21 protein-coding genes are annotated in these 22070 nt (G+C 60.3%); 11 read left to right on the plus strand and 10 right to left on the minus strand.

Annotation, left to right across the window (positions count from 1 at the left end; genetic code table 11):
• The first annotated feature begins 3 nt into the window (after positions 1-3).
• Positions 4-405 carry a hypothetical protein gene (locus tag KFE13_RS11575; RefSeq protein ID WP_260703282.1) on the plus strand — a complete coding sequence of 134 codons (402 nt, stop codon included), beginning with the start codon at positions 4-6 and terminating at the stop codon, positions 403-405.
• Positions 402-1280: a formyltetrahydrofolate deformylase gene (purU, locus tag KFE13_RS11580; protein WP_260703283.1), complete on the plus strand. Its 879-nt coding sequence runs from the start codon at positions 402-404 to the stop codon at positions 1278-1280. Before KFE13_RS11575 ends, purU begins: the two co-directional genes overlap by 4 nt.
• On the opposite strand, the gene KFE13_RS11585 is transcribed toward purU, so the two are convergent.
• Positions 1277-3697 (minus strand): DUF5703 domain-containing protein, encoded by a 2421-nt coding sequence (locus KFE13_RS11585; protein ID WP_260703284.1) that lies wholly within the window; start codon positions 3695-3697, stop codon positions 1277-1279. The genes purU and KFE13_RS11585 overlap by 4 nt on opposite strands.
• 155 nt (positions 3698-3852) lie before the next feature.
• Between KFE13_RS11585 and lipA the strand changes: the two genes are divergently transcribed.
• Positions 3853-4788, plus strand: coding sequence for a lipoyl synthase (gene lipA, locus KFE13_RS11590; RefSeq protein ID WP_260703285.1), 936 nt, complete (start codon positions 3853-3855; stop codon positions 4786-4788).
• Positions 4789-4805: 17 nt separating this feature from the next.
• The gene (locus KFE13_RS11595) at positions 4806-5075 is read left to right on the plus strand and encodes a hypothetical protein (RefSeq protein ID WP_260703286.1); all 270 of its coding nucleotides are present in this window, start codon (positions 4806-4808) and stop codon (positions 5073-5075) included.
• On the opposite strand, the gene KFE13_RS11600 is transcribed toward KFE13_RS11595, so the two are convergent.
• Positions 5072-5491, minus strand: coding sequence for a hypothetical protein (locus tag KFE13_RS11600; protein ID WP_260703287.1), 420 nt, complete (start codon positions 5489-5491; stop codon positions 5072-5074). The two genes, KFE13_RS11595 and KFE13_RS11600, sit on opposite strands and share 4 nt — an antisense overlap.
• 115 nt (positions 5492-5606) lie before the next feature.
• A complete protein-coding gene (locus tag KFE13_RS11605) occupies positions 5607-5807 on the minus strand; it encodes a cold-shock protein (protein WP_186694086.1) in 201 nt (66 codons plus the stop codon).
• 170 nt (positions 5808-5977) lie between these two features.
• Here KFE13_RS11605 and KFE13_RS11610 point away from each other — a divergent pair, with 170 nt between their 5' ends.
• Positions 5978-7564 carry an ArnT family glycosyltransferase gene (locus KFE13_RS11610; RefSeq protein ID WP_260703288.1) on the plus strand — a complete coding sequence of 529 codons (1587 nt, stop codon included), beginning with the start codon at positions 5978-5980 and terminating at the stop codon, positions 7562-7564.
• Here KFE13_RS11610 and KFE13_RS11615 read toward each other — a convergent pair.
• Together KFE13_RS11615 and KFE13_RS11620 are read right to left on the minus strand one after the other, a co-directional pair.
• Positions 7561-8607, minus strand: a complete 1047-nt coding sequence (locus KFE13_RS11615; RefSeq protein WP_260703289.1) for an NAD-dependent epimerase/dehydratase family protein — start codon at positions 8605-8607, stop codon at positions 7561-7563. The two genes, KFE13_RS11610 and KFE13_RS11615, sit on opposite strands and share 4 nt — an antisense overlap.
• Positions 8604-9953 (minus strand): hypothetical protein, encoded by a 1350-nt coding sequence (locus KFE13_RS11620; RefSeq protein WP_260703290.1) that lies wholly within the window; start codon positions 9951-9953, stop codon positions 8604-8606. Before KFE13_RS11620 ends, KFE13_RS11615 begins: the two co-directional genes overlap by 4 nt.
• A gap of 101 nt (positions 9954-10054) precedes the next feature.
• Here KFE13_RS11620 and dut point away from each other — a divergent pair, with 101 nt between their 5' ends.
• The 4 genes from dut to purF all read left to right on the plus strand — a co-directional run bounded on the left by dut (position 10055) and on the right by purF (position 15491).
• A complete protein-coding gene (gene dut / locus KFE13_RS11625; RefSeq protein ID WP_260703291.1) occupies positions 10055-10492 on the plus strand; it encodes a dUTP diphosphatase in 438 nt (145 codons plus the stop codon).
• 57 nt (positions 10493-10549) lie between these two features.
• The gene (locus KFE13_RS11630; protein ID WP_260703292.1) at positions 10550-11458 is read left to right on the plus strand and encodes a DUF5996 family protein; all 909 of its coding nucleotides are present in this window, start codon (positions 10550-10552) and stop codon (positions 11456-11458) included.
• 74 nt (positions 11459-11532) lie between these two features.
• Entirely contained in the window at positions 11533-13989 is a 2457-nt protein-coding gene (gene purL, locus KFE13_RS11635) for a phosphoribosylformylglycinamidine synthase subunit PurL (RefSeq protein WP_260703293.1), read from the plus strand.
• 32 nt (positions 13990-14021) lie between these two features.
• On the plus strand, positions 14022-15491 hold the full coding sequence (gene purF, locus KFE13_RS11640; protein WP_260706944.1) for an amidophosphoribosyltransferase: 1470 nt from the start codon (positions 14022-14024) through the stop codon (positions 15489-15491).
• Here the strand turns inward: purF and KFE13_RS11645 are convergent, their stop codons facing one another.
• The 3 genes from KFE13_RS11645 to KFE13_RS11655 are packed head-to-tail and all read right to left on the minus strand — an operon-like array spanning position 15492 to position 16947.
• Complete coding sequence (locus KFE13_RS11645; RefSeq protein WP_260703294.1) at positions 15492-15962, minus strand: DUF6644 family protein; 471 nt, start codon at positions 15960-15962, stop codon at positions 15492-15494.
• Positions 15963-15978: 16 nt separating this feature from the next.
• A complete protein-coding gene (locus KFE13_RS11650; protein ID WP_260703295.1) occupies positions 15979-16470 on the minus strand; it encodes a DUF6644 family protein in 492 nt (163 codons plus the stop codon).
• 21 nt (positions 16471-16491) lie between these two features.
• Positions 16492-16947, minus strand: a complete 456-nt coding sequence (locus KFE13_RS11655) for a DUF6152 family protein (protein ID WP_260703296.1) — start codon at positions 16945-16947, stop codon at positions 16492-16494.
• 522 nt (positions 16948-17469) lie between these two features.
• Here KFE13_RS11655 and KFE13_RS11660 point away from each other — a divergent pair.
• Complete coding sequence (locus KFE13_RS11660; protein ID WP_260703297.1) at positions 17470-18363, plus strand: hypothetical protein; 894 nt, start codon at positions 17470-17472, stop codon at positions 18361-18363.
• Here the strand turns inward: KFE13_RS11660 and KFE13_RS11665 are convergent.
• Entirely contained in the window at positions 18360-19226 is an 867-nt protein-coding gene (locus tag KFE13_RS11665) for a sugar phosphate isomerase/epimerase family protein (protein WP_260703298.1), read from the minus strand. The genes KFE13_RS11660 and KFE13_RS11665 overlap by 4 nt on opposite strands.
• A 122-nt stretch (positions 19227-19348) precedes the next feature.
• On the opposite strand from KFE13_RS11665, the gene KFE13_RS11670 reads away from it, so the two are divergent.
• Complete coding sequence (locus KFE13_RS11670; protein ID WP_260703299.1) at positions 19349-20566, plus strand: sensor histidine kinase; 1218 nt, start codon at positions 19349-19351, stop codon at positions 20564-20566.
• Here the strand turns inward: KFE13_RS11670 and purD are convergent.
• Positions 20559-21833, minus strand: coding sequence for a phosphoribosylamine--glycine ligase (gene purD, locus KFE13_RS11675; RefSeq protein WP_260703300.1), 1275 nt, complete (start codon positions 21831-21833; stop codon positions 20559-20561). The two genes, KFE13_RS11670 and purD, sit on opposite strands and share 8 nt — an antisense overlap.
• Positions 21834-22070 lie beyond the last annotated feature (237 nt).

Raw genomic sequence — 22070 nt, forward strand, 5'->3', positions numbered from 1 at the left:
AAGATGATGGCACTCCAGACACAGGGCGTTCCTGAGACCTGCATGGCAGGGACTTTCCATTCACATGGGTGGCTGGCTCTGCTGGTGACGATGGTTGGTTTAGCTGGCGCGTTTTACTCGCTGGCGAAGGGGTTTAGTTGGTTGCGTGAGCAGGCAGATGCGCGCCGCACAGGAGGATTGGCTCCCAATCGACACGCTGCGAAGGCGTGGCTGCTGGGCGTATGGGTGCTGGTTCCCCCGGCGTGGCTTTTTGTTGAGGACATCTTTTTGTTTCGGAGCTTCGGCAAGGCGGAATGTTTCGACCAGTTCCGCTATGCGCAGGAGCTTGTGAGCCGCGGATGGATCGTGCTGGTTGCGGTGCTGACGGTGCTTTACTTCGGAAGAGAGATTGCGGGTAGGGAATGAAAGCGCGAAAGAACGACTCTGCTGTTCTGTTGATTACATGTCCCGATCAGAAGGGACTGGTTGCTGCGGTTTCGGGTGAGCTCTATCGCTTTGGTGCGAACATCATCCACGCTGACCAGCACCAGGACCACGACGCGGGGCTCTTCTTTATGCGCGTGGAGTGGTCGCTTGGCAATGGCGGAGGGGAAGCTGCGTTCGACATACAGGCTTTCAGCGAGGCTTTCGCTCCGATTGCCGCTCGCTTCGGCATGGACTCGCAGCTGCATGTCGGTACGATTCGGCCGCGCGTAGCCATCTTCGTTTCGCAGCATCTGCATTGCCTGGCCGACCTGCTGCATCGGCATCAAATGGGCGAACTCGACTGCGAGATCCCGCTTATCATCAGCAACCATACGGACGGCGAAGCGCTGGCGCGGTTCTACGGAATTCCGTTTCATTCTATTCCGCTGGCTGCGGCGAACAAGGCTGAGGGCGAAGCCAGGCAGTTTGCGCTGCTGGAGTCCGCGGGCGTGGATCTGATCGTGCTTGCGCGTTACATGCAAATCCTCTCGCCGGAGTTTGTCAGACGTTATCCTGCAAGCGTTATCAACGTACACCACTCGTTTCTGCCGGCGTTTATTGGTGCGCGCCCGTATCACGCGGCGTACACGCGCGGCGTGAAGCTGATCGGCGCGACGAGCCACTATGTCACGGAAGAGCTCGACGATGGTCCCATCATCGAGCAGGACGTGACGCGCATCTCGCATCGCGATCAGGTGCAGGATTTGATTGCCAAGGGCCGCGACCTTGAGCGTGTCGTGCTTTCACGCGCAGTGCGGTGGCATCTTGACCGCAGGATTCTGCGCTACGGCAATAAGACGGTGATCTTCGACTAACTCTGCTCTGCGGGCGGCACCAGCTGTGCGGCATAGTGGCCTCCACTGGCAGATACAGCTTTGACCTTAGCTAGCTTTCCGTCTGCGACAGTTGCCTGCATCGTGCCGTTGTGCGGCAGGTGTAGCTTGAACTCCACGTCCCACTCGCGTGGCCACGCGGGCAGCAGATAGACATCGTTCTCCGCAGGCGCGATGAGCATGCTATGCAGGCCGATCATCGAGGAGCCTCCCCAGTTGTGGTCGGGAATCCAGTCGAAGCCTGGACCGAAGAAGGCTGGGAAACGTGCCGAGGCATTCTTGTCGGAGAGCTTTTCCGTGATGAGGCGCATTGCGTCGTCGTGCCGTCCCATCAGTGCTGCATAGATGGGCGTGCATTGCCAGCTCATGAAGCCGAGCGCGCGCTGACGCTTCTCCGGCATCGTGTCCCACGTATTGTTCGCTTCGACACTGCCGTTCTTTGTGCCGACGCCATACATGCGATAAGGCCAAACCGCGTAACCTTCGGGGAACTCCGTTGCATTGTTGATTCCGGCAGGATCATAGTCCTTCGCCGGTTTAAGAACGCGTTTGCCATCGCGTTCTTCTGTTTGTACTTCTGGCAGATGCGGTTGCAGCTGCTCGAAGTAAGCGCGCATCTTCGCAGGAACCGACGAAGCAGGGAGCGCGAGCACACCTTCCACGACGCGGCGCAGGCCGCAGACCACCTCAATCGGGTTGGTGGTGTTGGTGTACAGCTCGATGCAGTTCATGGGGAAGAGCACGAGCTTGCCGTCGGGGCCGTATTCGTTGCCGGTACGTGCCTTGGTTTCCTTGCGGTAATGCTCGTCGTAGAAGCGCACGACGGATTCGATCAGCGTGAGATACGGTTTGATCTCATGCCCAGAGTAGCGCGCCCACTCGAGCGCCATCCATGCGAACTCAATCTGGATAGAGAAGTGCCATGCGAGATGTTTCGATGAGCACGGCCCATGATCGGTCGAGAGGCTCTCGACCGGCAGGCCGTAGAGCGAGAGCGGTTCCATGAAGGCGGCTCCATTATGCTGCCAGTAGAGCTGCGAGCGCGCAGCCGCTGTATGCACGCGTTCGGCATAGAAATCGAGCGACGGCGTCATCAGGTCGAAGTCACCGCTCAGCAGGCCGGGCCAGCCGACGAGCCGCTGATTCTGTGCCATGAAGAGATTGCCCCAACGACGGCAGTCCGGCGGCGCAGCATCAGACGGCGCTCCCGAGATGCTCTTGTAGCCTGCGGGATTGGCCGTGTCGACGTTGAAGATGCCGCCGTTGAACTTCAGTGGCAGGTTGCCGCCGCGATTGCACGCCAACATATAGCGGAAGAGTTGATAGTTGCGCCCTACCTGCCAGCCGATGTCGTCTGCGCCTTTGTTTGCATTGATGAAGATGTAGCTGCGGTTCCAGAACTCGCTCCACCATTGCTCTGCTCTGCGCTTTGAAGCCTGTCTCGCTGCCGACGATTCAAAGCGTGATGCGAGAGCCGTTACGTTGTGCTTCCAGGCGTCGAGATCCTTTGCCTGCTCGCAGGCGAGCGCGATGGTGGCATGGTGCGTGGTGCTGGGGTTGCGGCTGCGATAGCTCCAGGCCGTGCCTTCCCACTGCTGAAACTTCAGGGGCTCTTTGCCTGTGTGCTGCAGACTGCTGCCGCGCAGCATGCCGCCGTAGATCAGATCACGTGACGGATCGACGATGGTGTCAGCCTTGGCTTCGAACTTCTGTTTCGCAATCAGGCGCTCTACGACGAGGCCGGAGTTGTCGTTGCGATGGAACCAGAGCAGCCCATCTGCAGCAGCCTCCACCTGGTCTGCCGTTGCGTGACGCAGTTTGGGATCGACGTTCTTATGGCCGGGGAAGTTCCAGTTGTCGATGGCGTAGTTGCGTAGCTGATCGCGCCATGTCATGAACGCGATTTCGAGATGAGCAGCCGCAGATGTGCGCGCTTCGACAAGAACAACGGGATCGCTGACGTCGAGCCAGAGGAGAATGTCGCAGCGTTGGCCAATTGCATCCTCGGCGTGGACGGTGATGCGGCTGGTGTAGATGTCGAGCTGCTGGCGAAAGACCTTCGCGTCGGCCAGCGGATTAGGGTCGAGTCGCAGACGGATGCAGCCCAGCTTGTCGAGATTTCCATCTTCGTTATAGGCATCGTTGCGTGCGATGTAGAAGTAGAGTGCGCCGTCCTGCACCCAGACGTTGAGCGCCGTTCCCTTCGAGCCGGAGAGAGGCATGGAGTCCAGCGAAGAATGCGATGGCGAGTTCCAGACGGGGTTATAGGCCCGGATGCGCGATACGAGCGGTAGCGGTGCATCTTCGCTCGCTGCGCCGTGCACGGTAGCCCAGGTCTGTTTGGCCGTCAGAGCTCCGAGGAACGCTCCTGCTGCTTTGCTGAACTGCCTGCGATTCATCCACCTGCCTCGTTTCTTCCTGTTCGGCTCTATGACGGCGAACAAAGACCCTTAAACTTCTATCAGCAATAAATCTGTTTGACGAGTAAAAATCGCCAGCCTGCCCGCTTGTCGCTGTTGGAAGTTTTCGCCGCCTGCCGGATACAATCATAGAGATGACGCCTACGGTCGAGCTTGTCCAGATTGATCTTTCGCCGAAGAAGCCGCAGCCAAAGCCAGTGTGGCTGAAGGCGAAGGCTCCGATGGGCGAGACCTTTCACAATCTGAAGAAGATGGCCCGCGAGCTGAAGCTGCACACGGTGTGCGAGAGCGCACAGTGCCCCAACATCGGTGAGTGCTGGAACCAGAAGGCCGCAACCTTCATGATGCTCGGCAACCTGTGCACGCGCCGGTGCGGATTCTGCGCCGTGCCGAAGGGCAAGCCGGAACCGATTGATATGGACGAGCCGCGCCGGGTCGCCTATGCCGTCGCCCAGCTTGGGCTGAATCATGCTGTCATCACGAGCGTGAACCGCGATGACGACAACATCGGCGCTGCGCAGGCGTTCGTCAACGTTGTCGAAGAGATTCGCGCACAGGCTCCGGGATGCCGCGTTGAGATTCTGACGCCCGACTTTCAGGGCAACGAAGAATCGCTGCGGATGGTCGTCGCTGTGCGGCCTGAGATTCTGAACCACAATATCGAGACGGTGCCGCGCCTCTACCGCGTGGCCAAGTCTGGCGGCCGTTACGAGAAGTCGCTGCACTTTCTCAAGCACGCCAAGGAGATCGCGGCGGAGATGTTCAACGATCGCGAGGGCGACCAGATCGTCACCAAGACCGGCATCATCGTCGGCCTGGGCGAGGAGATGCACGAACTGCTCCAGGTCTTCCGCGACCTCGCCGACCGCAGGGTCGACATCCTCACGATCGGCCAGTATCTGCGTCCCTCGCGCGACCACCTGCCGATGGCCCGCTATTACACGCCGGAGGAGTTTGCCTTCCTCAAGCACGAGGCGCTGGCGATGGGCTTCAAGCACGTGGAGTCCGGCCCGCTCGTGCGCTCCAGCTACCACGCGCAGGAGCAGGCGGAGTCAACCGGGCTGGCCTAAAGAGCCGCTATCCCATCATGCTGAAGGAAGAGTCGCGCCGCGTGCGATGTGAGATACGCCGAGTCTTCGTTGAGATTTGGGACCCTATCTGCGTAATGGATGATCCAACGTGGCCTCGAGATGAATATGACGCCTACATCGGACGCATGTTCGAGTTGTTGACGTCGAAGGCCAGCGATGAGGAGATAACCCAATATCTTGTTGCTTGTGCCGCTCACATCGGCATGGATGCGAGCGGGCACAGTTATCGGAATGTGATCGAAGCACTGCGGCGGATCGTAATCTAGACGTGGGCAGTCTTGCTCTTCGAGCGCAGTTTATAGGCGTCAAGATCAGTTTTGTAGTCGAGTGAGGTGCCAGCGAAGGAGGAGAGAACCTCTTCCGGCGCTGCGACGGTCGTCTCCTCGACGGAGATCGCAGCAACCGCAACAGGAATTGCTTTCTCGGCAACGACGACCTCACCTTCAGGGCGCAGGGACTTCGGACGTTCGCTCGGGTTGAACTCGATGCCCTCGTCGATCATTTGCTGCGCCTTGCGGAGAAGCAGGCTGCGCTTTGAGGTTAGCTTGGCCACTGCGGTGTTGCGCTGGTCCTCGTCGGAGAAGATCTCAAAGCTCTGCGCGTGGGCGAGCTTGCGGTCGACCAGTGCGATCTCTTCGTGAAGCGATTTCAGCTGATATTTTCCGGATGGAAGTGTAGGCATATTATTCCTTTGATGGTTGAAAGCGAGTTCGCGCGGCGCGCAAGAGACGACTCGCCGAAAAACAAAAAGGGCGACCCATCGGGCCGCCCTCTGCCGTTTCTATAAGCCTTGAAGCTTAGAGAACCTGAACGTTCTCAGCCTGCCAACCCTTGGGTCCCTTGACCACGTTGAACTGCACAGCCTGACCTTCCTGAAGTGAACGGAAGCCGTTCGACTGGATCGCGGAGAAGTGGACGAAAACGTCCTCGCCGCCTTCACGGCTCAGAAAGCCAAAACCCTTTGCATCGTTAAACCACTTTACTGTTCCCTGTTCCATTTGCTTATTCCTTTGCTGCAATTTTGATGTACCGCTGAACGCAGTGTGGTGTTGTTTGCGAGTAGAGCGGTGCAGCCAGAACTAGCAAGAACCACGTCAGATTCGACGATCCTCTTTATTATACAACTATCGCCTCCATTTTGTTGGAGACATTTAGAATCTATCGCTTGATGGGCAATCTTCAGAGCAGTTCCGAACCGAGGGCCCGGCTGCACAGTGCCCAATGCGCCGTCTCGACCCTGTTGGCGGTCCTGCTCGCCTCGGCGGTCCTGCTGTCGCTATTGGGTCACAAGCTGCTAACTGACTGGGACGAAGGCATCTACGCCGAGATCGCCCGCGAGATGCAGGGGCGGAGCTGGTTGGTGCCGCAATGGAATTTCCAGCCATGGTTTGAGAAGCCTCCGCTGATGTTCTGGATAACAGCCAGCTTCTTCAAGCTGTTTGGAGTCAACGAATTCTGGGCGCGGGCCGGGTCGGCACTTTCCGGCGTCGCCATCGTCGGCCTGCTGCATGGCTGGCTGGTGCGGCGCGGTGACCGGTTGGCCGCGTGGCTCAGCACCTTGCTCCTGCTCACGACCTTCGGCTTTCTGCATGTTGCGCGCGTGGGCGAGGTGGATGTTCTGCTCTCGCTCGGATGCGTCGCGGCGGTGCGCGGACTGGCTGACGTTGCAGACCACCGGGGGCAGGGCTGGTACTGGTTCTGGGGCGGGCTTGCTGCAGCGCTGATGACGAAAAGCACAGCCAGCATCACCGTGGCGTTGACCGGGATTCTCGTCGTTGCAGTTGGACGCTGGGGACGCTCGTACTTCCGCACAGAGTTTTGGCTCGGGGTGGCCGGATTTCTCGCAGCCGTCGTGCCGTGGCACCTGGCGATATGGCACCAGTTTTGGCTCGGGGTGGCCGGATTTCTCGCAGCCGTCGTGCCGTGGCACCTGGCGATATGGCACCGGTTCGGCAACGCATTTGTCTCTGCATACCTCGGTTTCCATACACTGACCCGCGCAACCGAGCAGATCGAAGGACACATCACGCACTGGTGGTTTTATCTGTGGGTGATTCTCGTCTCTGCTTCGCCCTGGGTATTGTTGTTCCCCGGGGCCATCGCACAGGCTTTCAAGCGAGTCGAGCTGCGGCCGTGGGCGATCTTCGCTCTCGTTGAGATCGTCTTCTTCTCGATCGTGCAGACGCGCCTGCCGCACTACATCGCCCCTGCGTACCCGGCGCTTGCATTGGTCAGCGCTGTCTATTGGGCAGACTGGCTGCGCCAGTTTGCCGGCAGACATCCGTGGACGCCGCAAGGCTTCTGGCTGCGGGTCGGTCTCGTGGCAATGGCAGCATGGGGAATCGGCGCACTGCTCACCGCAACGCCGCGTAAGCATCTCCATTCGGAGTGGGTGAACGGACGCATCACCCATGAGGAGAAGGAATCACTCGTGCTGCTCCGCGACGCCTTCCGTACGCCACAGCCGGAAGGCCCGGTACTGGTGTGGCGCGAGAGCCAGCCGCGCTCTATCGCGACTGCCCTCTTTTATACGCACAGGCCGGTGCAGCAGGTGCAACTCCAGCCACTGCCTGCAGACGCTGTCCGCGATAAGTACGACTTCAATCCAACGATGCTCGACGCCGCAGTGATGGAGCAGCCGCGAGTGATTCTTTTAGAGAAGAGTCTTGTAAGCAGAATCCCGCCAGGCATGGAATACACACCAATCGCACGTGGGATGCAGGTCGAGCTGGGCACGATTCGGCGCGCTCGCTAAGAGAGCCACTTCAGCAGCCGGATCACGCCCATCTCCGCGGGTTTCGAGTGTGCGGAGACGTCTTTGCGCGCGTGAATCTGCTTTCGTTGCGAGGAATAGTAGCGGTAGGCCTCGGTCATCATCTGCTGGTTGGTGACGGTGGGCCGCCAGCCCAGCCGTTCGCGGATGCGCGTCGTATCGAAGATGAAGTCTTCGGCAATCATGCGATAGTGATACGGCCCCAGCGGCGAGATGCCAAGCTTGTGCGCAAGTTTCATCGCGGCGATGGTGGGAGCTTTCGGCAGCTGCGCCACGCGCGCCTTCGTGCCTGCGTCGCGAATGACAGCTTCATAAACCTCGCGCAGCGAGCAGACGTTCTCCGACCCGATGTGAAAGAGGTCCGAGTGCGGATACTCCATCGCCTGGATGCAGGCTGTAGCCAGATCCTGCGCATAGATGAACTGGTAGCGATTGCCGCCTGTGCCGACGACCCACACTTTTTTGCCGTCGTCGATGAACTCGAAGAGGATGGCGAGCAGGCCGAGCCGGCCGGAGTCGATGATGGTCGGGCAGCGGATGGTGATGATATTCAGGTCTACCTCGTAAGGCTTCAGCGCCTGCTCGGCAGCCAGCTTCGAGCGTCCATAGAGCTCAACCGGATTCGGCGGCTCATCTTCGCGTACCTCATGACCCAGATTCGACGCCCACAGGCAGTTCGTCGAGGTAAAGATCAGCTGGCGAACGTCATGCGTGCGGCATGCCTCGGCAAGGTTGCGTGTGCCATCGACGTTCGAGGTCCACAGGTCGTTGTCGTTGACTGTGTCGTGCGCCAGCAGCGCAGCGCAGTGCTGGACCGCGCTGAAGCTGCCCTTCGTGAAGATGGAATCGAGCAGCGCAGCGTTACGTATATCGCCCTGGATGCTGGTAAGCGCGGGGTGCGTGTCCGTGTCGGCGACCAGATCGATATTGGTGACAGGGTGGCCCTCGGCCAGCAGACGCCGCTTCAGCACGCCGCCGAAGAAGCCGGAGCCGCCGGTAACGAGGATGTTCTTTGATGGATTCATAGCGTTCTCAGTGCAGATTGCGATCTGCGTTGCGTCGATTGAAACAGGAAGACGATAAAGATCGTCAGCAATGGTTCAAGCGGATGACGAAACCGTGCCTGCACCGTAAGAAGGTAATAGGGGATTGGCAGCGCAAGAAAGATGCAGGCGAAAAGGCCACTCGCAGGCACACGCCGCAGAAGTGAGAGCCCAAGTCCCATCAGTCCAGCCAGCGAGATGAAGCTGTAGTTCAATCGGCGTGCGGCTTCTACCACCATGCTCAGGTCCGGCTTCGGTACACCGAACCAGAAGAAGTAGACACGCTTGAAGGCATAGCCTGCAAAACGCGATCTGTTGGCAGCGATCATGGCGTTAGCCTCCGCGCCACGCTCGCGCACGTAGGCCAGCTCGCCCATGCGCCGGTAGAGTTCCAGTTCCGGTGAAGCTGTTTCGGCAGGGACCGTCGTCCCCCAGGGGAAACCATCGTTCGATGGCAACACGGACTGGTAGAGCTCTGCGCCCAGGTTGCCGCGTGTCGGAATGAAGGCATGAAAGACCTGCCAGTTACGGTAGACCCATGGCGCCAGGCAGCAGAGAAAGAATGCCGCGGCCAGCATCGCTCGCGAGAAGGATTTCTGTAACGCAGCGACGCTGCGCGATCCCATCAGCATCCAGAGCGCCGTGATCGGCAGAGCAAGAATGAGCGACGGATTCGAGAGTGCGATGACGCCCCACAGAAGCCCGAAACAGCTCCACAACGCAGTGCTGTTGTGCGTAGTCGAAGCATCCCGGGCTCCGATCTCACGGCTGCGCAGAGCGATGACGAGTATCCATGCAAACGCGCATGTCGTCAGCGACATCTCCCATATCCAACGCACGGCATACTGCATTGCGGCCGGGTAGAGCGCCCACAGCCAGCCCGACCATAACGCAACGCGGCGCGAGTAGCCTCCAGCGTCGTAGCAGCGGTCGGCAATCTCATGTACCGCCGGAGCAATTGCTGCCGAGAAGAAGCTGTTGATGACAAGAATGACAAAGGCGGACGCTGCCGTGTAGACGCCGAAGATCTTGAAGATGCCTGCAAGCAGCAGAGGATAGATGGGCGGGGACCACGAAGTCGGTCCCGTGTGTCCGGCGAAGGGATCGGCAAAGCCGTAGCCTATGGCCAGCGCGCGGGCGATGCGTCCTACCTCCCACGCAAACTGGAAGTGATCGTTGGCGATGCGCACGTGATAGGTGCGTGCCACCACGATGTACAGCACGCGAACGAGGAATGCCACCCAAAAGAGACGCCAGCGCAGATGGGAGAATCCGGGGTCGTGCGTATCTTCAGCCTTCATCCACGTGCACAGGCGGTTGAGCTTCACATCCTGATTCTATCGACTCGGGATTCTAATGGGGATTGCACCGCGTCAACCGTCGTTCTCTGTCATCATCGAAGTGGTATCCCTTCCATAAGGAGAGAGTTTTGAGCGAAGTACGCATTGGTGTGAAGAAGCTGCTGCCGCAGGCGCAACTGCCGCGGTATGCCCATGTAGGCGAGTACGGCGATCTGGCGGCGGACCTCTACGCTGCCGAGGCGCTGACGATCGCGCCGGGAGCCCCCGTGCTGGTGCCGACCGGTGTGGCGATGGAGTTCCCCTCGACGCACGGCGCGCTGGTTGAGGACCGTTCGGGGCTGGCAGTGAAAGGGATTACAACGTTGGCCGGTGTGATCGATCCCGGCTATCGTGGCGAGATTCGTGTCGTGGTCACGAATCTGAGTGCGAACCCGGTCGAGGTCAAGGTTGGCGACCGCATCGCGCAGCTCCGAATCGTGCGCCGCATCGAGGCAGAGTTTGTCGAGGTTGCCGAGCTGGGCGAAGCCGCACGCGGCGCCGGAGGCTTCGGCAGCACCGGCGTTTAGGCAGTAGCAACACGGCGAATGTATGATTCTGCCTCTGACGAGAAACGGAGGGCGCAGATGAGCGATGCTGCCGAAGACAAGATCGTATGGCCTGAGCTACCGTGGAGCGCGTGGTCGAAGACCGCCGAAACGCTGCATATGTGGACGCAGGTCGTTGGCAAGACCCGCCTGGCGCTTACGCCGCTGCAGAATCACTGGTGGAACGTGGCCCTGCGGGTGACGGCACGCGGTCTCGGCACGCCGTCGATGGCTTACGGCGACGATGTGCTCGACATCGAGTTCGACTTTATCGACCACGTGCTGCACATGCGCTGCGGCACGGGCAGGAACGAATCGCTGGAGCTGAAGCCGCGCTCCGTGGCCGACTTCTACCGCGAGTACATGCGCCGTCTCGATGCACTTGGCGTCCGGGTAAAGATCTGGACGCTCCCTTGCGAAGTGGCCGATCCCATCCGCTTCGATCAGGACACCCAACACAATGCCTATGATGCTGAGTACGCGCACCGCTTCTGGCAGGTGCTGGCCGGTACGCAGAAGGTGTTTCGGGCATGGACGACGGATTTTCTCGGCAAGGTCAGCCCGATTAACTTCTACTGGGGCTCCTTCGATCTGGCGATGACGCGCTTTTCAGGCCGCGCGGCGCCTCCCCGTCCCGGCGCCGACTCCATTCAGCGCGAAGCCTACTCGCACGAGGTGATCTCCGCCGGTTTCTGGCCCGGCAACGGAGGATACGGCGCGGCCTCGTTCTACTGCTATGCCGCTCCCGTGCCCGAGGGTCTTGCCGAAAAAATTGTCTCCCCCGCAGTGGCAAAGTGGGATAAGACCTTGGGAGAGTTCATCTTCAGGTACGACGATATGCGCGTACAGCCCTCGCCGGAAAGCGCTCTGCTGGAGTTTATGGAGAGCGCTTATGCAGCGGCCGCCGATGCGGCCAAGTGGGATCGGGCGGCCCTGGACCGGCATTAGCCAGCGCATTGGATAGGCACTTACGCACGGTCTCAGGCACCCGCCGCAACGTGCGACAATATCTATAGCGAGCCATGTCCAAATTGCCAGCCGAACAGCCCGTTACGACCCATATCTCTGCGATCCCGGCCCCTGTAACCATCACTCCGGAGCTGCTGAAGACCCACAGCATCACTCCCGACGAGTACAAGCGTATCGAAGCGGCCCTGGGCCGTACCCCCAGCCTGACTGAGCTGGGGATTTTTTCGGTCATGTGGTCGGAGCACTGCTCCTATAAATCTTCGCGCGTGCACCTGAAGCGCCTGCCCACCAAGGGCGACCGCACCTCCGGCCCCGGCTCCGTCGTGCAGGGCCCCGGCGAGAACGCGGGCATCATCGACGTCGGCGACGGCTGGGCCTGCGCCTTCAAGATCGAGTCGCACAACCACCCCAGCTACATCGAGCCGTATCAGGGCGCGGCCACCGGCGTCGGCGGCATCCTGCGCGACATCTTCACCATGAACGCCCGCCCGCTGGCTGTGATGGACTCGCTCCGTTTCGGCCCGCTCGATGAATCGGAGCCGGACGAGGCACTGCGTGCGAAGAATCACCAGGTCGTCACCGGCGTCGTGCACGGCATCGCGGGCTACGGCAACTGCTTCGGCGTGCCCAACCTCGGCGGCGAGACACGCTTCGAGCCCTGCTACTCCGGCAATCCGCTGGTCAACGCCTTCGCGCTCGGCCTCGTAAAAAAGGACGAGATCTTTTACGCCAAGGCCGTCGGCGTCGGCAACCCGGTGATCTACGTCGGTGCGAAGACGGGCCGCGACGGCATCCACGGCGCGACGATGGCCAGCGAAGAGTTCACCGAGGGTTCGGAGCAGAAGCGCCCCAACGTGCAGATGGGCGATCCCTTCATGGAGAAGCTGCTGCTCGAGGCCTGCCTCGAAGCGATGGCCACCGGCGCTGTGCTCGGCATTCAGGACATGGGCGCGGCGGGCCTCACCTGCTCCACCTGCGAGATGGGCGCGCGCGGCGGCCTCGGCCTCACCGTCGAGCTCGACCGTGTACCGCAGCGCGAGACCGGCATGACCAGCTACGAGATCATGCTCTCCGAATCGCAGGAGAGGATGCTGCTGGTCGCCGACAAGAACCGCGCTGTTGAAGTGCTCGACGTCTTCTCGAAGTGGGGCCTCGACGCCTCCATCGTCGGCGAGGTCACCGCCGAGCCGCGCATGCGCATCACGCAGGGCGGCATCCTGATGGCCGACATCCCCAACGAGTCGTTGACCGACGACGCGCCCGTCTATCACCGGCCTGTCGGCACATGGAAGGCTCCCGTCCCGCTCGATCCTCCGGCGCACATCCTCGAAGAGCTCAAAAAGCCACGCGACTATACCGCGGACCTCAAGAAGCTGCTGGCCTCGGCGAACATCTGCGACAAGCGCTGGGTGTACGAACAGTACGACAGCATGGTTCAAACGAACACCGTGCAGGGTCCCGGCGGCGAGGCCGGCGTCATGCGCATCAAGGGCACCGGCACGAAGGGCACGTCACTCTCCGTGACCGAAGATCGCGAGCAGAAGCACGCTCCACGCGAGCGCGGTCTCGCTATGGCGCTCGCAGGCAACGGACGCTGGTGTTATCTCGACCCGAAACTGGGCGCGATGCACGCCGTAGCCGAGGCCGCCCGCAAGGTCGCCTGTACCGGCGCAACTCCCGTCTCCGCCACCAACTGTTTGAACTTCGGCAACCCCGAAAAGCCGGAGATCATGGCGCAGTTGTCGGCGGCGATCGATGGAATCGCCGAGGCTTGTACAGCGTTGGGGACACCGATTACAGGTGGCAATGTTTCTCTCTACAACGAGACGAAGGGCGTTGGGATTTATCCGACTCCAGTGGTTGGGATCGTCGGCATCATCGATGATGTGACGAAGGCTGTGCCGAGTGGATTCCAGTCTGTAGGCGAAGCCGTTCTCCTTCTGGGTGAGACATCAGGTCCGTTCGATGGAGTTACTCAGCTTGGCTCCAGCGCATTCGCGAAGGTCGTGCTCAACGAGATATGGGGAGCTCCACCGCAATTATGGATCGAGAGTGAATCGAAGCTGAATCGCTTGCTTAACAAACTAAGTGCCGAACAGCTCGTCACCTCTGCGTCCGATGTTTCGGACGGTGGGTTAGCTGTGACTCTCGCTAAGGCAGCAACACAGCACGGTATCGGAGTGCAGGCGTCTACGTTCAGGCATGCAGACGCTCCCACAGCGTGCAGCTTCTTCAGCGAATCCGCGTCACGAGTTGTGGTCACGTGTTCGAAAGCAAACGTCGAAAAGATCATAAAGATGGCAAAAAGCCTTAAAGTTGGCTTCGTTTTTGAACTCGGCGAGACCGCCGAAGGTATCTTTCATCTCGACAATGGGACTACAACTCTTAAATCGCCCTCCCACGATGGGCTGGATCGGGATGCAGATATTAGCTGCTCTGTGCGAGAACTTCAGGCTGCTTACTCAGGCGCCCTTGAAGCGCAGATTGCAGAAGAGTTGGTGACGGCATGAACAACGAACTCACCGCACTCGAGAACGACCCAATGATCGACGATATGCAGGACGATGCCACCCCCTTCGACAAGCTGCGCGAAGAGTGCGGCGTGATGGCTGTCTACAACCATGCTGAAGCCGCGCGCATGACCTACTGGGGCCTCTACTCTCTGCAGCATCGTGGGCAGGAGTCGGCGGGCATCGCGACTGCCGACGGCCAGAACGTGAACGACATGAAGGGCATGGGCCTGGTCTCGGAGATCTTTACCGACGACGTGCTGCAGAAGCTGCCCGGCCATATAGCCATCGGGCACACGCGCTACTCGACGACGGGTGACTCTGCGTTGCTGAATGCGCAGCCCATCTCGGTCGAATCGACACGTGGCCTCATCGCCATCGCGCACAACGGCAACCTCGTCAATCTCGGCAACTCCAAAGAGCGCCTCGAGCGGGACGGCGCGGTCTTCCAGACGACGTCCGACTCCGAGATCATCATTCAGCTCATCGCGCACTCGAAGGCCTCGACGCTGGTCGACTGCATCGCCGACTCGCTCTCGCAGGTCGAGGGAGCCTTCTCCATCGTGATGATGACGCGGAACCGCATCTTCGCCGCACGCGATCCGCACGGCCTGCGCCCGCTCTCGATGGGCCGCATCAAGGGCGAGAACGGCGCGCCCGACACCTTCGTCTTTGCGTCGGAGACCTGTGCCTTCGATCTGCTGCATGCCAAGTACGAACGCGACGTCGAGCCCGGCGAACTGGTCATGGTCTCGGAAGACGGCGTCACCTCGCGCCACTTCGCGAAAACTGCCGTGCCTAAAGCAAGCTGCGTCTTCGAGCACGTCTACTTCGCGCGGCCCGACTCACGCATCTTCGGTCGCTGGGTGCAGAAGAGCCGTGATGAGATGGGACGCCAGCTTGCACGCGAATCCGGCGTTCCCGCCGACCTCGTCGTTCCGGTGCCGGACTCCGGCGTTACCGCCGCGCTTGGCTACGCTGCCGAATCGGGCATTCCGTTCAACTTCGGCCTCATCCGCAACCACTATGTAGGTCGCACCTTCATCCAGCCCGAGCAACGCGTGCGCGACTTCGGCGTGCGCATGAAGTTGAACCCCGTACGCTCTCTGCTGGAAGGCAAGCGCGTCATCCTGATCGACGACTCCATTATTCGCGGAACCACTTCGCGCAAGATCGTGCGCATGGTGCGCGCTGCGGGAGCCAAAGAGGTGCACATGCGCATCTCGTGTCCGCCGACTATCTCGCCCTGCTTCTACGGCGTCGATACGCCCTCGAAGAAGGACCTGATTGCGGCGAACAAGTCGATTGAAGAGATATGCAAGTTCATCGAAGCCGATTCGCTGGCATACCTCTCGCTCGTCGGGCTGACGCACTCCTGCACCGAGGGCGAGCCAGTCGATGGCCTTTCGCCGGGCGACTTCTGCACCGCCTGCTATACCGGCGACTACCCGACGCAGTGGGTCGATGTCAGCGAGATCCTTCCTGCGACGACCGCGGTTTAGCTAGATCAGGCCTATTGCACGCCCCGCGACGCCGACTCCAAGCCAGAGTGCGAGTGAGACGATGGCAGCCGCGCGTGTACTGAATGTCGGCGGCCCATCTCCTGTCCGGATCACGGCTCGACGATGCAGCGTGAAATAGAAGACGACCGCCGCTGCAAGCAAAGCCATCTTCCACCGAAAGGCCGGATTGTAGTAGCACTTCAGCGCCTCCTCCGACAACATCGCAACGCCTGAGACGATCAGCAGAACGAGGCTGCCGAGAAGCAGCCTGCCGAGATCTCGCCCGATGGCAGGGGCCGATTCGCGCTTGAACAATACGCCCAGCAAACGCAGATCGAGGATCAGCACCGAGCCGCCGAGGATGGCCAGTGCGATCAGATGGACGGTTTCGACCAGCGCAAATCCCCACTTGGAGTTCTGCATGAACTGGCCGAGCGAAGAGTGAGCGAGAGCGACGAACCACGAATGCATGAGCTTTCCTTACGGATTAGAAATACGCAATGAGACGGCCTGCGATGATGATGCCGCTCCACAGCGTGAGCGAGGCGATGGCAGCCGCCCGCGCTCGCCAGGGAGAGACAGCGTACGTCTCCCACTCATGCACGCGGCGGTAGACGGTGGTGTGAAAGATTAGCGGATTTAGCCCGACCAGCGCGAGCAGGATGAGCTTGATGCGAAAGGCGGGGTTCGTATAGTTCTTCGCTGCTTCAGCCCAGAAGAGTAGAAATCCGCTAACAAACATCACCACAAAACCCGACCATGTCAGCGGAAAAACGCTACGTGCGATGCGCGTCACAGGAATGCGTCGCAGCACAAGTCCAAGCATACGGAGATCGAGCAGAGCAATCGTGCCAATCAACAGAACGATGCCCAGAACGTGCACCGACTCGATGATGGGAAAAGCATTGTCAGACTCGCGAATGGCCGTGCCGATGCGCGAGTCGTACAGTAACTGGCAGATGTGTTGAAGCAGAGGCATGTCGTTCCAGAGCAATCGTGTTTATTTCTTTGCAGGTGTACCCGGCAGAGCGCCTTGATCGGTGCCGTTGTCGCCGGGGCCTCCATCGCCAGGCGTGCCTCCGTAGACGGTGCGCCCATCGGGAAAGGTGACGCGCCGCGCATCGATAAGGTGTGAGCCGTCCTTGGCACGATAGCCATCGACTACGATCGAGTCGCCGAGCTTCAGGTCGCCCTTCTTCCAGCCGCGCCGGCTTAATGCTCCCGGGCCGGCACCTTCGCATCCCCAGTTGGTGACTTTGCCATTCGCATCGGTGACGTCAACATAGAAGTAGGAGTGCGGATTCGTCCATTCCACGCGGGTGATCTTGCCGACGAGGCGTACGGGCTTCGAGCCGTCGAACTCTGCTGCGAAGGAGTGGTGAGCGTAGGCTGGCGTGCTGCCGATAGACGCGGCTGTCATCGCCGCTGCAAGAAATAACGAAAATTTCGCTTTCATGAAGGATGACCTTTCTTGTTCGATAGAGCTGAAATTTTGTGCGGAAAATGAAAAGACCCGCTCAGGCATGGGCGGGTCTTCTTGATGAGCTTGTCGATGGAGTTGCCGGATGCACGAAAGTGCGTCGTACGACTACTCCATGAAGGGCTTCATGCGCGCAAGGTTGCCGTCCACATCAAAGGCTGATGAGGAAGCAACAACAACGCGGCGATGCGAAGCCTGACATGAGTTGAACTGTAAGGGCAGCGCTGCAGCGTGTCAAGCCATCGCGCTTGACCACGCGCGCAATGTGCCTTATGGTAAGCGCATGTCACGCATCTACACGCTGTGTCGTTCACGCTGTTGTTGTACTCGTTGATTGCCGAGATACGACGCGTGAGCCTGGCTGTATCTTCAAGCTGACTCTCTCGCAAATTCCATCCCAACGCAGACAAAGCAAAGCTGTGAATCTCTGTGTCTCGCAGTCGTGCGGCTTCTTTGCTGTATGCGTCTCTTCCGTTCCATGTTCGAAGGAGGTCTTCCTTGAAGACTCGGTTGCAATGGCGTGCGCATATTTTATGGCTTTCCGTATCCGTGTTGTTGAGCAGTTCGTTGATTGCGCAGGAGAAAAAAGCCGATACAACGGGCCGCGAAAACTCGCCGTTCTCGCGTAATGAAGCCGATCTCCCCAAAGGGGCTGCGCCGCGGCTAGGAGAACATCCCGACCTTTCGGGCTACTGGATTCCCTCACGCAAGGACAAGCCCACCGGCAACCTCGGCAAGGACCTGCCCGGCTACAAGCTGCCTTTCACCGCCGCTGGAGCGGCCGCGCAGAAGTACAACGTCGAGCACACGGTCGATCCCGAAGCAATCTGCATCGTCGGCGGACTGCCGCGTCACAACGCCAGCGGACTGCCGTTCCAGCTTCTTCAGGGAGCTGACCACGCAGTTTTTCTTTATTGGTACACAACCTACCGTCTGGTTCCGTTCGATGGACGCAAGCACTCCGACGATCCCGATCCGTCGTTCTTCGGCGAAGAGATCGGCTCGTGGGAAGGCGATACGTTCGTGATCGACTCCATTGCCTTCAAAGAGAAGAGAACATGGGCCGACGAGAACGGCAATCCGCACAGCGACCAGCAACACGTGGTCGAACGCTGGACGCGGCCTGACATCGGGCATCTGCACGTCGAGATGGTGGTCACCGACCCGAAGTTTTACACCGAGCCGATTCACTATCAGCGCACGTGGCTACTCGGTAAACCCGGCGATGAGGTGCGCGAGTACTCCTGCGCCGAGGACAACGTGGATGCACCGCATCTCGGACCTGGTCCCGGACCGATTGGCCCGGATGGACAGCGCGGATACGAGAAGCTGGCCCCGCTGCCACCTCCGCCGACCAAGGACCATCCAGCAGTGACGTCGATTCCCGATTAGCTCAGCTTCAACCCGTTCAGATAGTCGAAGTCGATCTTCATGCTTTCGAAGACCGGCAGCTTCGTATCGTCCTGATCCAGCAGCGCCAGCTTCACGCCCTGTGCGCGGGCCTGCGAGATCAGCGGCTTCCAGTCGATCGAGCCCTGGCCCAGTTCGATGATGTGCTGTTCGTCGCTCGGCGCGTAGTTGACCGGCGAGCCGGCGACGCGATCCTTCAGGTGGATCATCACTAGGCGGGCTTTGTACTTCTTCATCATGGCCGCAGGGTCCTGGCCTGCCTGCGTCAGCCAGTAGAGGTCGAACTCGAGCTTCACCAGGTCATTGTCCGTATTCTTCATCAGCACGTCGAAGCCGGTCTCGCCATCGGGCAGCCGCTTGAACTCGTAGTTGTGGTTATGAAAGACGAGCTTCATGTCGGCGTTGTCCACCAGCTTGCCCCACTGGTTCAGGTTGTAGGCAGCGGCCTTGAAGCCACCCGGCGTGCCCCAGTATTTCTGCGGCAGAATGCTGCACACCATGTATTTGAGTCCAAGCTCCTTGGCGTAGCCGATCTTCTCCGGAATGCTGTCGTAGTCGAAGTGAGCGGAGTCGTGACCGAGGCCGGCATCCTCGACCATTTTGCGCAGCTCGGCAGCTGGATGCGTGTAGGCGATGGGATAGAGCTCCACCTGCGTGAAGCCGATCTGGCGGATGTGCTTCAGTACACCCGCGAGGTCCTGAGGCGCCTCTTTGCGCACCATGTAGAGCTGTACGCCATAGGCGATAGAGTTGCGCGTGGCGCCCAATGCGCTGGGTACACGAAGCGTGCAACCTGCGGCAGCGGCTGCGGCGGAGAGGCGAAGAAACTCACGGCGTGTCGTCATGCTCACCATGTTAACGCGGTCTCGGCAAGATGGTGGAGCACGTAGCTAACTGGCAGCGCATATAGAGATAGCCAAGCGGAACGCCAGGGAATAGACTGCCATCAGACAAACGTGGAGCGGTTATGTCTTCCTCGACGCTGAATGCCACTGCCAGAGTACTATCGGGGCTTCAACTCGACCATCAGCAGATTCTCAGCCTGACGGCGCATCATCTGCTGCAGGACGATGATCCGGATGTCTTGTGCCAGCGCGTCTTCGAGGTGCTGCGGGAGCCGCTGCGCCTGGACGTTTACTTCCACTTTCTGGTCGCGGCTGACGGAACGCATCTGGAGCTGGCGTCGTCGGGCGGCAACGAAGAGGTTCGCGCCGCGCTGGGCATGCCGCTTCAGTTCGGCGAGGCGGTTTGCGGCACGGTCGCGCAGCGCTGCGAATGGATGCACATCACATCGGTGCAGGAGCGCGACGATGCGATGACGGCGCTGATCCGGCGCTTCGGCGTGCGCTGTTATTCGTGCCAACCGCTGATTGCGAAGGGGCATCTGATTGGAACGCTTTCGTTCGGCAGCTCGCAGCGCGATGAGTTCAGCGCCGAGGAGCTGGAGGTGTTTCGCCTGGTCGCGCATCAGGTGACGCTGACGACGGATCGCAGGCTGCAGCAGGAGCAGATACGGCGGCTCGAACAGCTTGCTCTTGCGGGGCGGCTTTCGGCCAGCCTTGCGCACGAGGTCAACAATCCGCTGGAGTCGCTGAACACGATTCTTTACCTGCTGCGCGATGAGCCGTTGAGTCCTGAAGGCCGCGGGTTGCTGCAAAATGCTGAGGGCGAGGTCTCGCGGCTGGCCGAGACGGTGCAGCGCACGCTGGAGATGTATCGCGGTCGCCAGCAGACGCCGCGTGCGATGGATCTGAGTGAGTTGCTGCGCTCGATTGTTGCGAACATCTCCTTGCCGAAGAAGGCGCGTCTTGCATGCGAGATCGAAGATGGTCTTCGCGTGAGCGCTGTGCCGGGCGAACTGCGTCAGGTGGTGTTCAACCTGCTGATCAATGCGGCGCAGTTCACGCCTGATGGCGGTTCGGTCAGGCTGCAGGCGAAACAGGAGGACGGTTTCGCGAAGGTCACCGTTGCGGATCAAGGTCCGGGAATCTCGGCGCGTGCGCGTGGATTGATCTTTCAGCCGTTTTATACGACGCGGATTGATGGAGGAACCGGCGTCGGACTCTGGATCTCGCGCGAGATGGTGGAGCGTGCCGGAGGGACGCTCACCTTCGAGTCGCAGCCGGAGATCCGGCCCGGAACGGAATTCATCATCAACCTTCCGCTGCTCGAGCAGCTTAGGTGATCAGAGCCCGGTGACCGATGTCGCGGCGGTACTGCATGCCTTCGAACGAGATGGTCTTCATGCGCTCGTAGATCTTGTTGAGCGCTTCCTGCAGATCGGGAGCCGCGGCTGAGACGGCGAGGACGCGTCCGCCTGCGGTGACGAGCTGGCCGTCTTTGATGGCGGTTCCGGCGTGGAAGATGAGGACGCCGTCCTGCTCAGGCTGTGCCGGGTCGACTCCGCTGATGACTTTGCCGGAGGCGTACTTGCCGGGGTAGCCGCCTGAGGCGGCGATGACGGTGGCGCTGGCTCCGGGCTTGAGGTGGATGGCGAGCGAGGCGGCGGTGCCGTCGATGGCGGCGTTGAAGAGATCGAGGATGTCGTTTTCGAGGCGCAGGACGATGGCTTCGGTTTCGGGATCGCCCCAGCGGGTGTTGAATTCGAGGACGCGGGGGCCGCGCGGCGTCATCATGAGGCCGATGAAGAGGATGCCCTGAAAGGGATTGCCTTCGGACGCCATGCCGTCGACGGTCTTCTGTGCGATGTTGGCGGTGATCCACTGACGCATGGCCGGGGTGACGAGGCCATCGGTGGAGTAGGCTCCCATGCCGCCGGTGTTGGGGCCGGTGTCGCCTTCGCCGACTCGCTTGTGGTCCTGGGCGGCGGCGATAGGTACGGCGCGCTTGCCGTCGCAGAGGGCGAAGAAGCTGACTTCTTCGCCGGTGAGGAACTCTTCGAGGATGACGATGCTTTCTTCTGTACCGAGGAGGACGCCGGAGAACATCTCGGCGGCGGTGCGCTCGGCGTCGAGGCGGGTGTTGCAGATGACGACGCCTTTTCCGGCGGCGAGTCCTGAGGCCTTCACGACGACGGGCATGGTGAAGCGCTGAAGCTCTTCGCGCACCTCGTCGAGCGTGGTGCACATGGCGTAGGCCGCGGTGGGAATGTCGTGGCGAAGCATGAAGTCCTTCGCAAAGGCCTTCGAGGACTCAAGCTGCGCGGCGGCCTGTGTGGGGCCGAAGGCGCGGAGGTTGAGACGCTGCAGCTCGTCGACGAGTCCGAGCGCGAGGGGAACCTCGGGGCCGACGATGGTGAGCGCGGGCTGCTCGATGGCGGCGAGGTTGGCCATGGCCGGGAGGCTATTGGTGTCGACGGGGATGCAGCGGGCGATGGCGGCGATGCCGCCGTTGCCGGGGGCGGCGACGATCTCGGTGACCTGTGGTGATTGCCGGAGCGCCCAGATGAGAGCGTGTTCGCGGCCTCCGCCGCCGATGACCAGAACCTTCATGACTTCCTATGCTCCCCCTGGGTATGTTTTGCGCAAAATATTTCAAAAAAAGGACTTAGCGGGGTACCTGAACCGCAAATTCTTGAAAGTAAAGCAGTTAATATGCAAAATATTGATGATAAAGGAGTTGTGTGCCGCTTTGGGATGCCTTCCGGCTCGATTGATCCTCTATTTCTAGGTTAACAAAGCCGGAGGGGGAAATCGGCACTTTTGGCGAAGATTGTTTGTTCGGGGTAA

This window comes from Edaphobacter flagellatus (assembly GCF_025264665.1).
In the GTDB taxonomy this organism is placed as follows: Bacteria; Acidobacteriota; Terriglobia; order Terriglobales; family Acidobacteriaceae; genus Edaphobacter; species Edaphobacter flagellatus.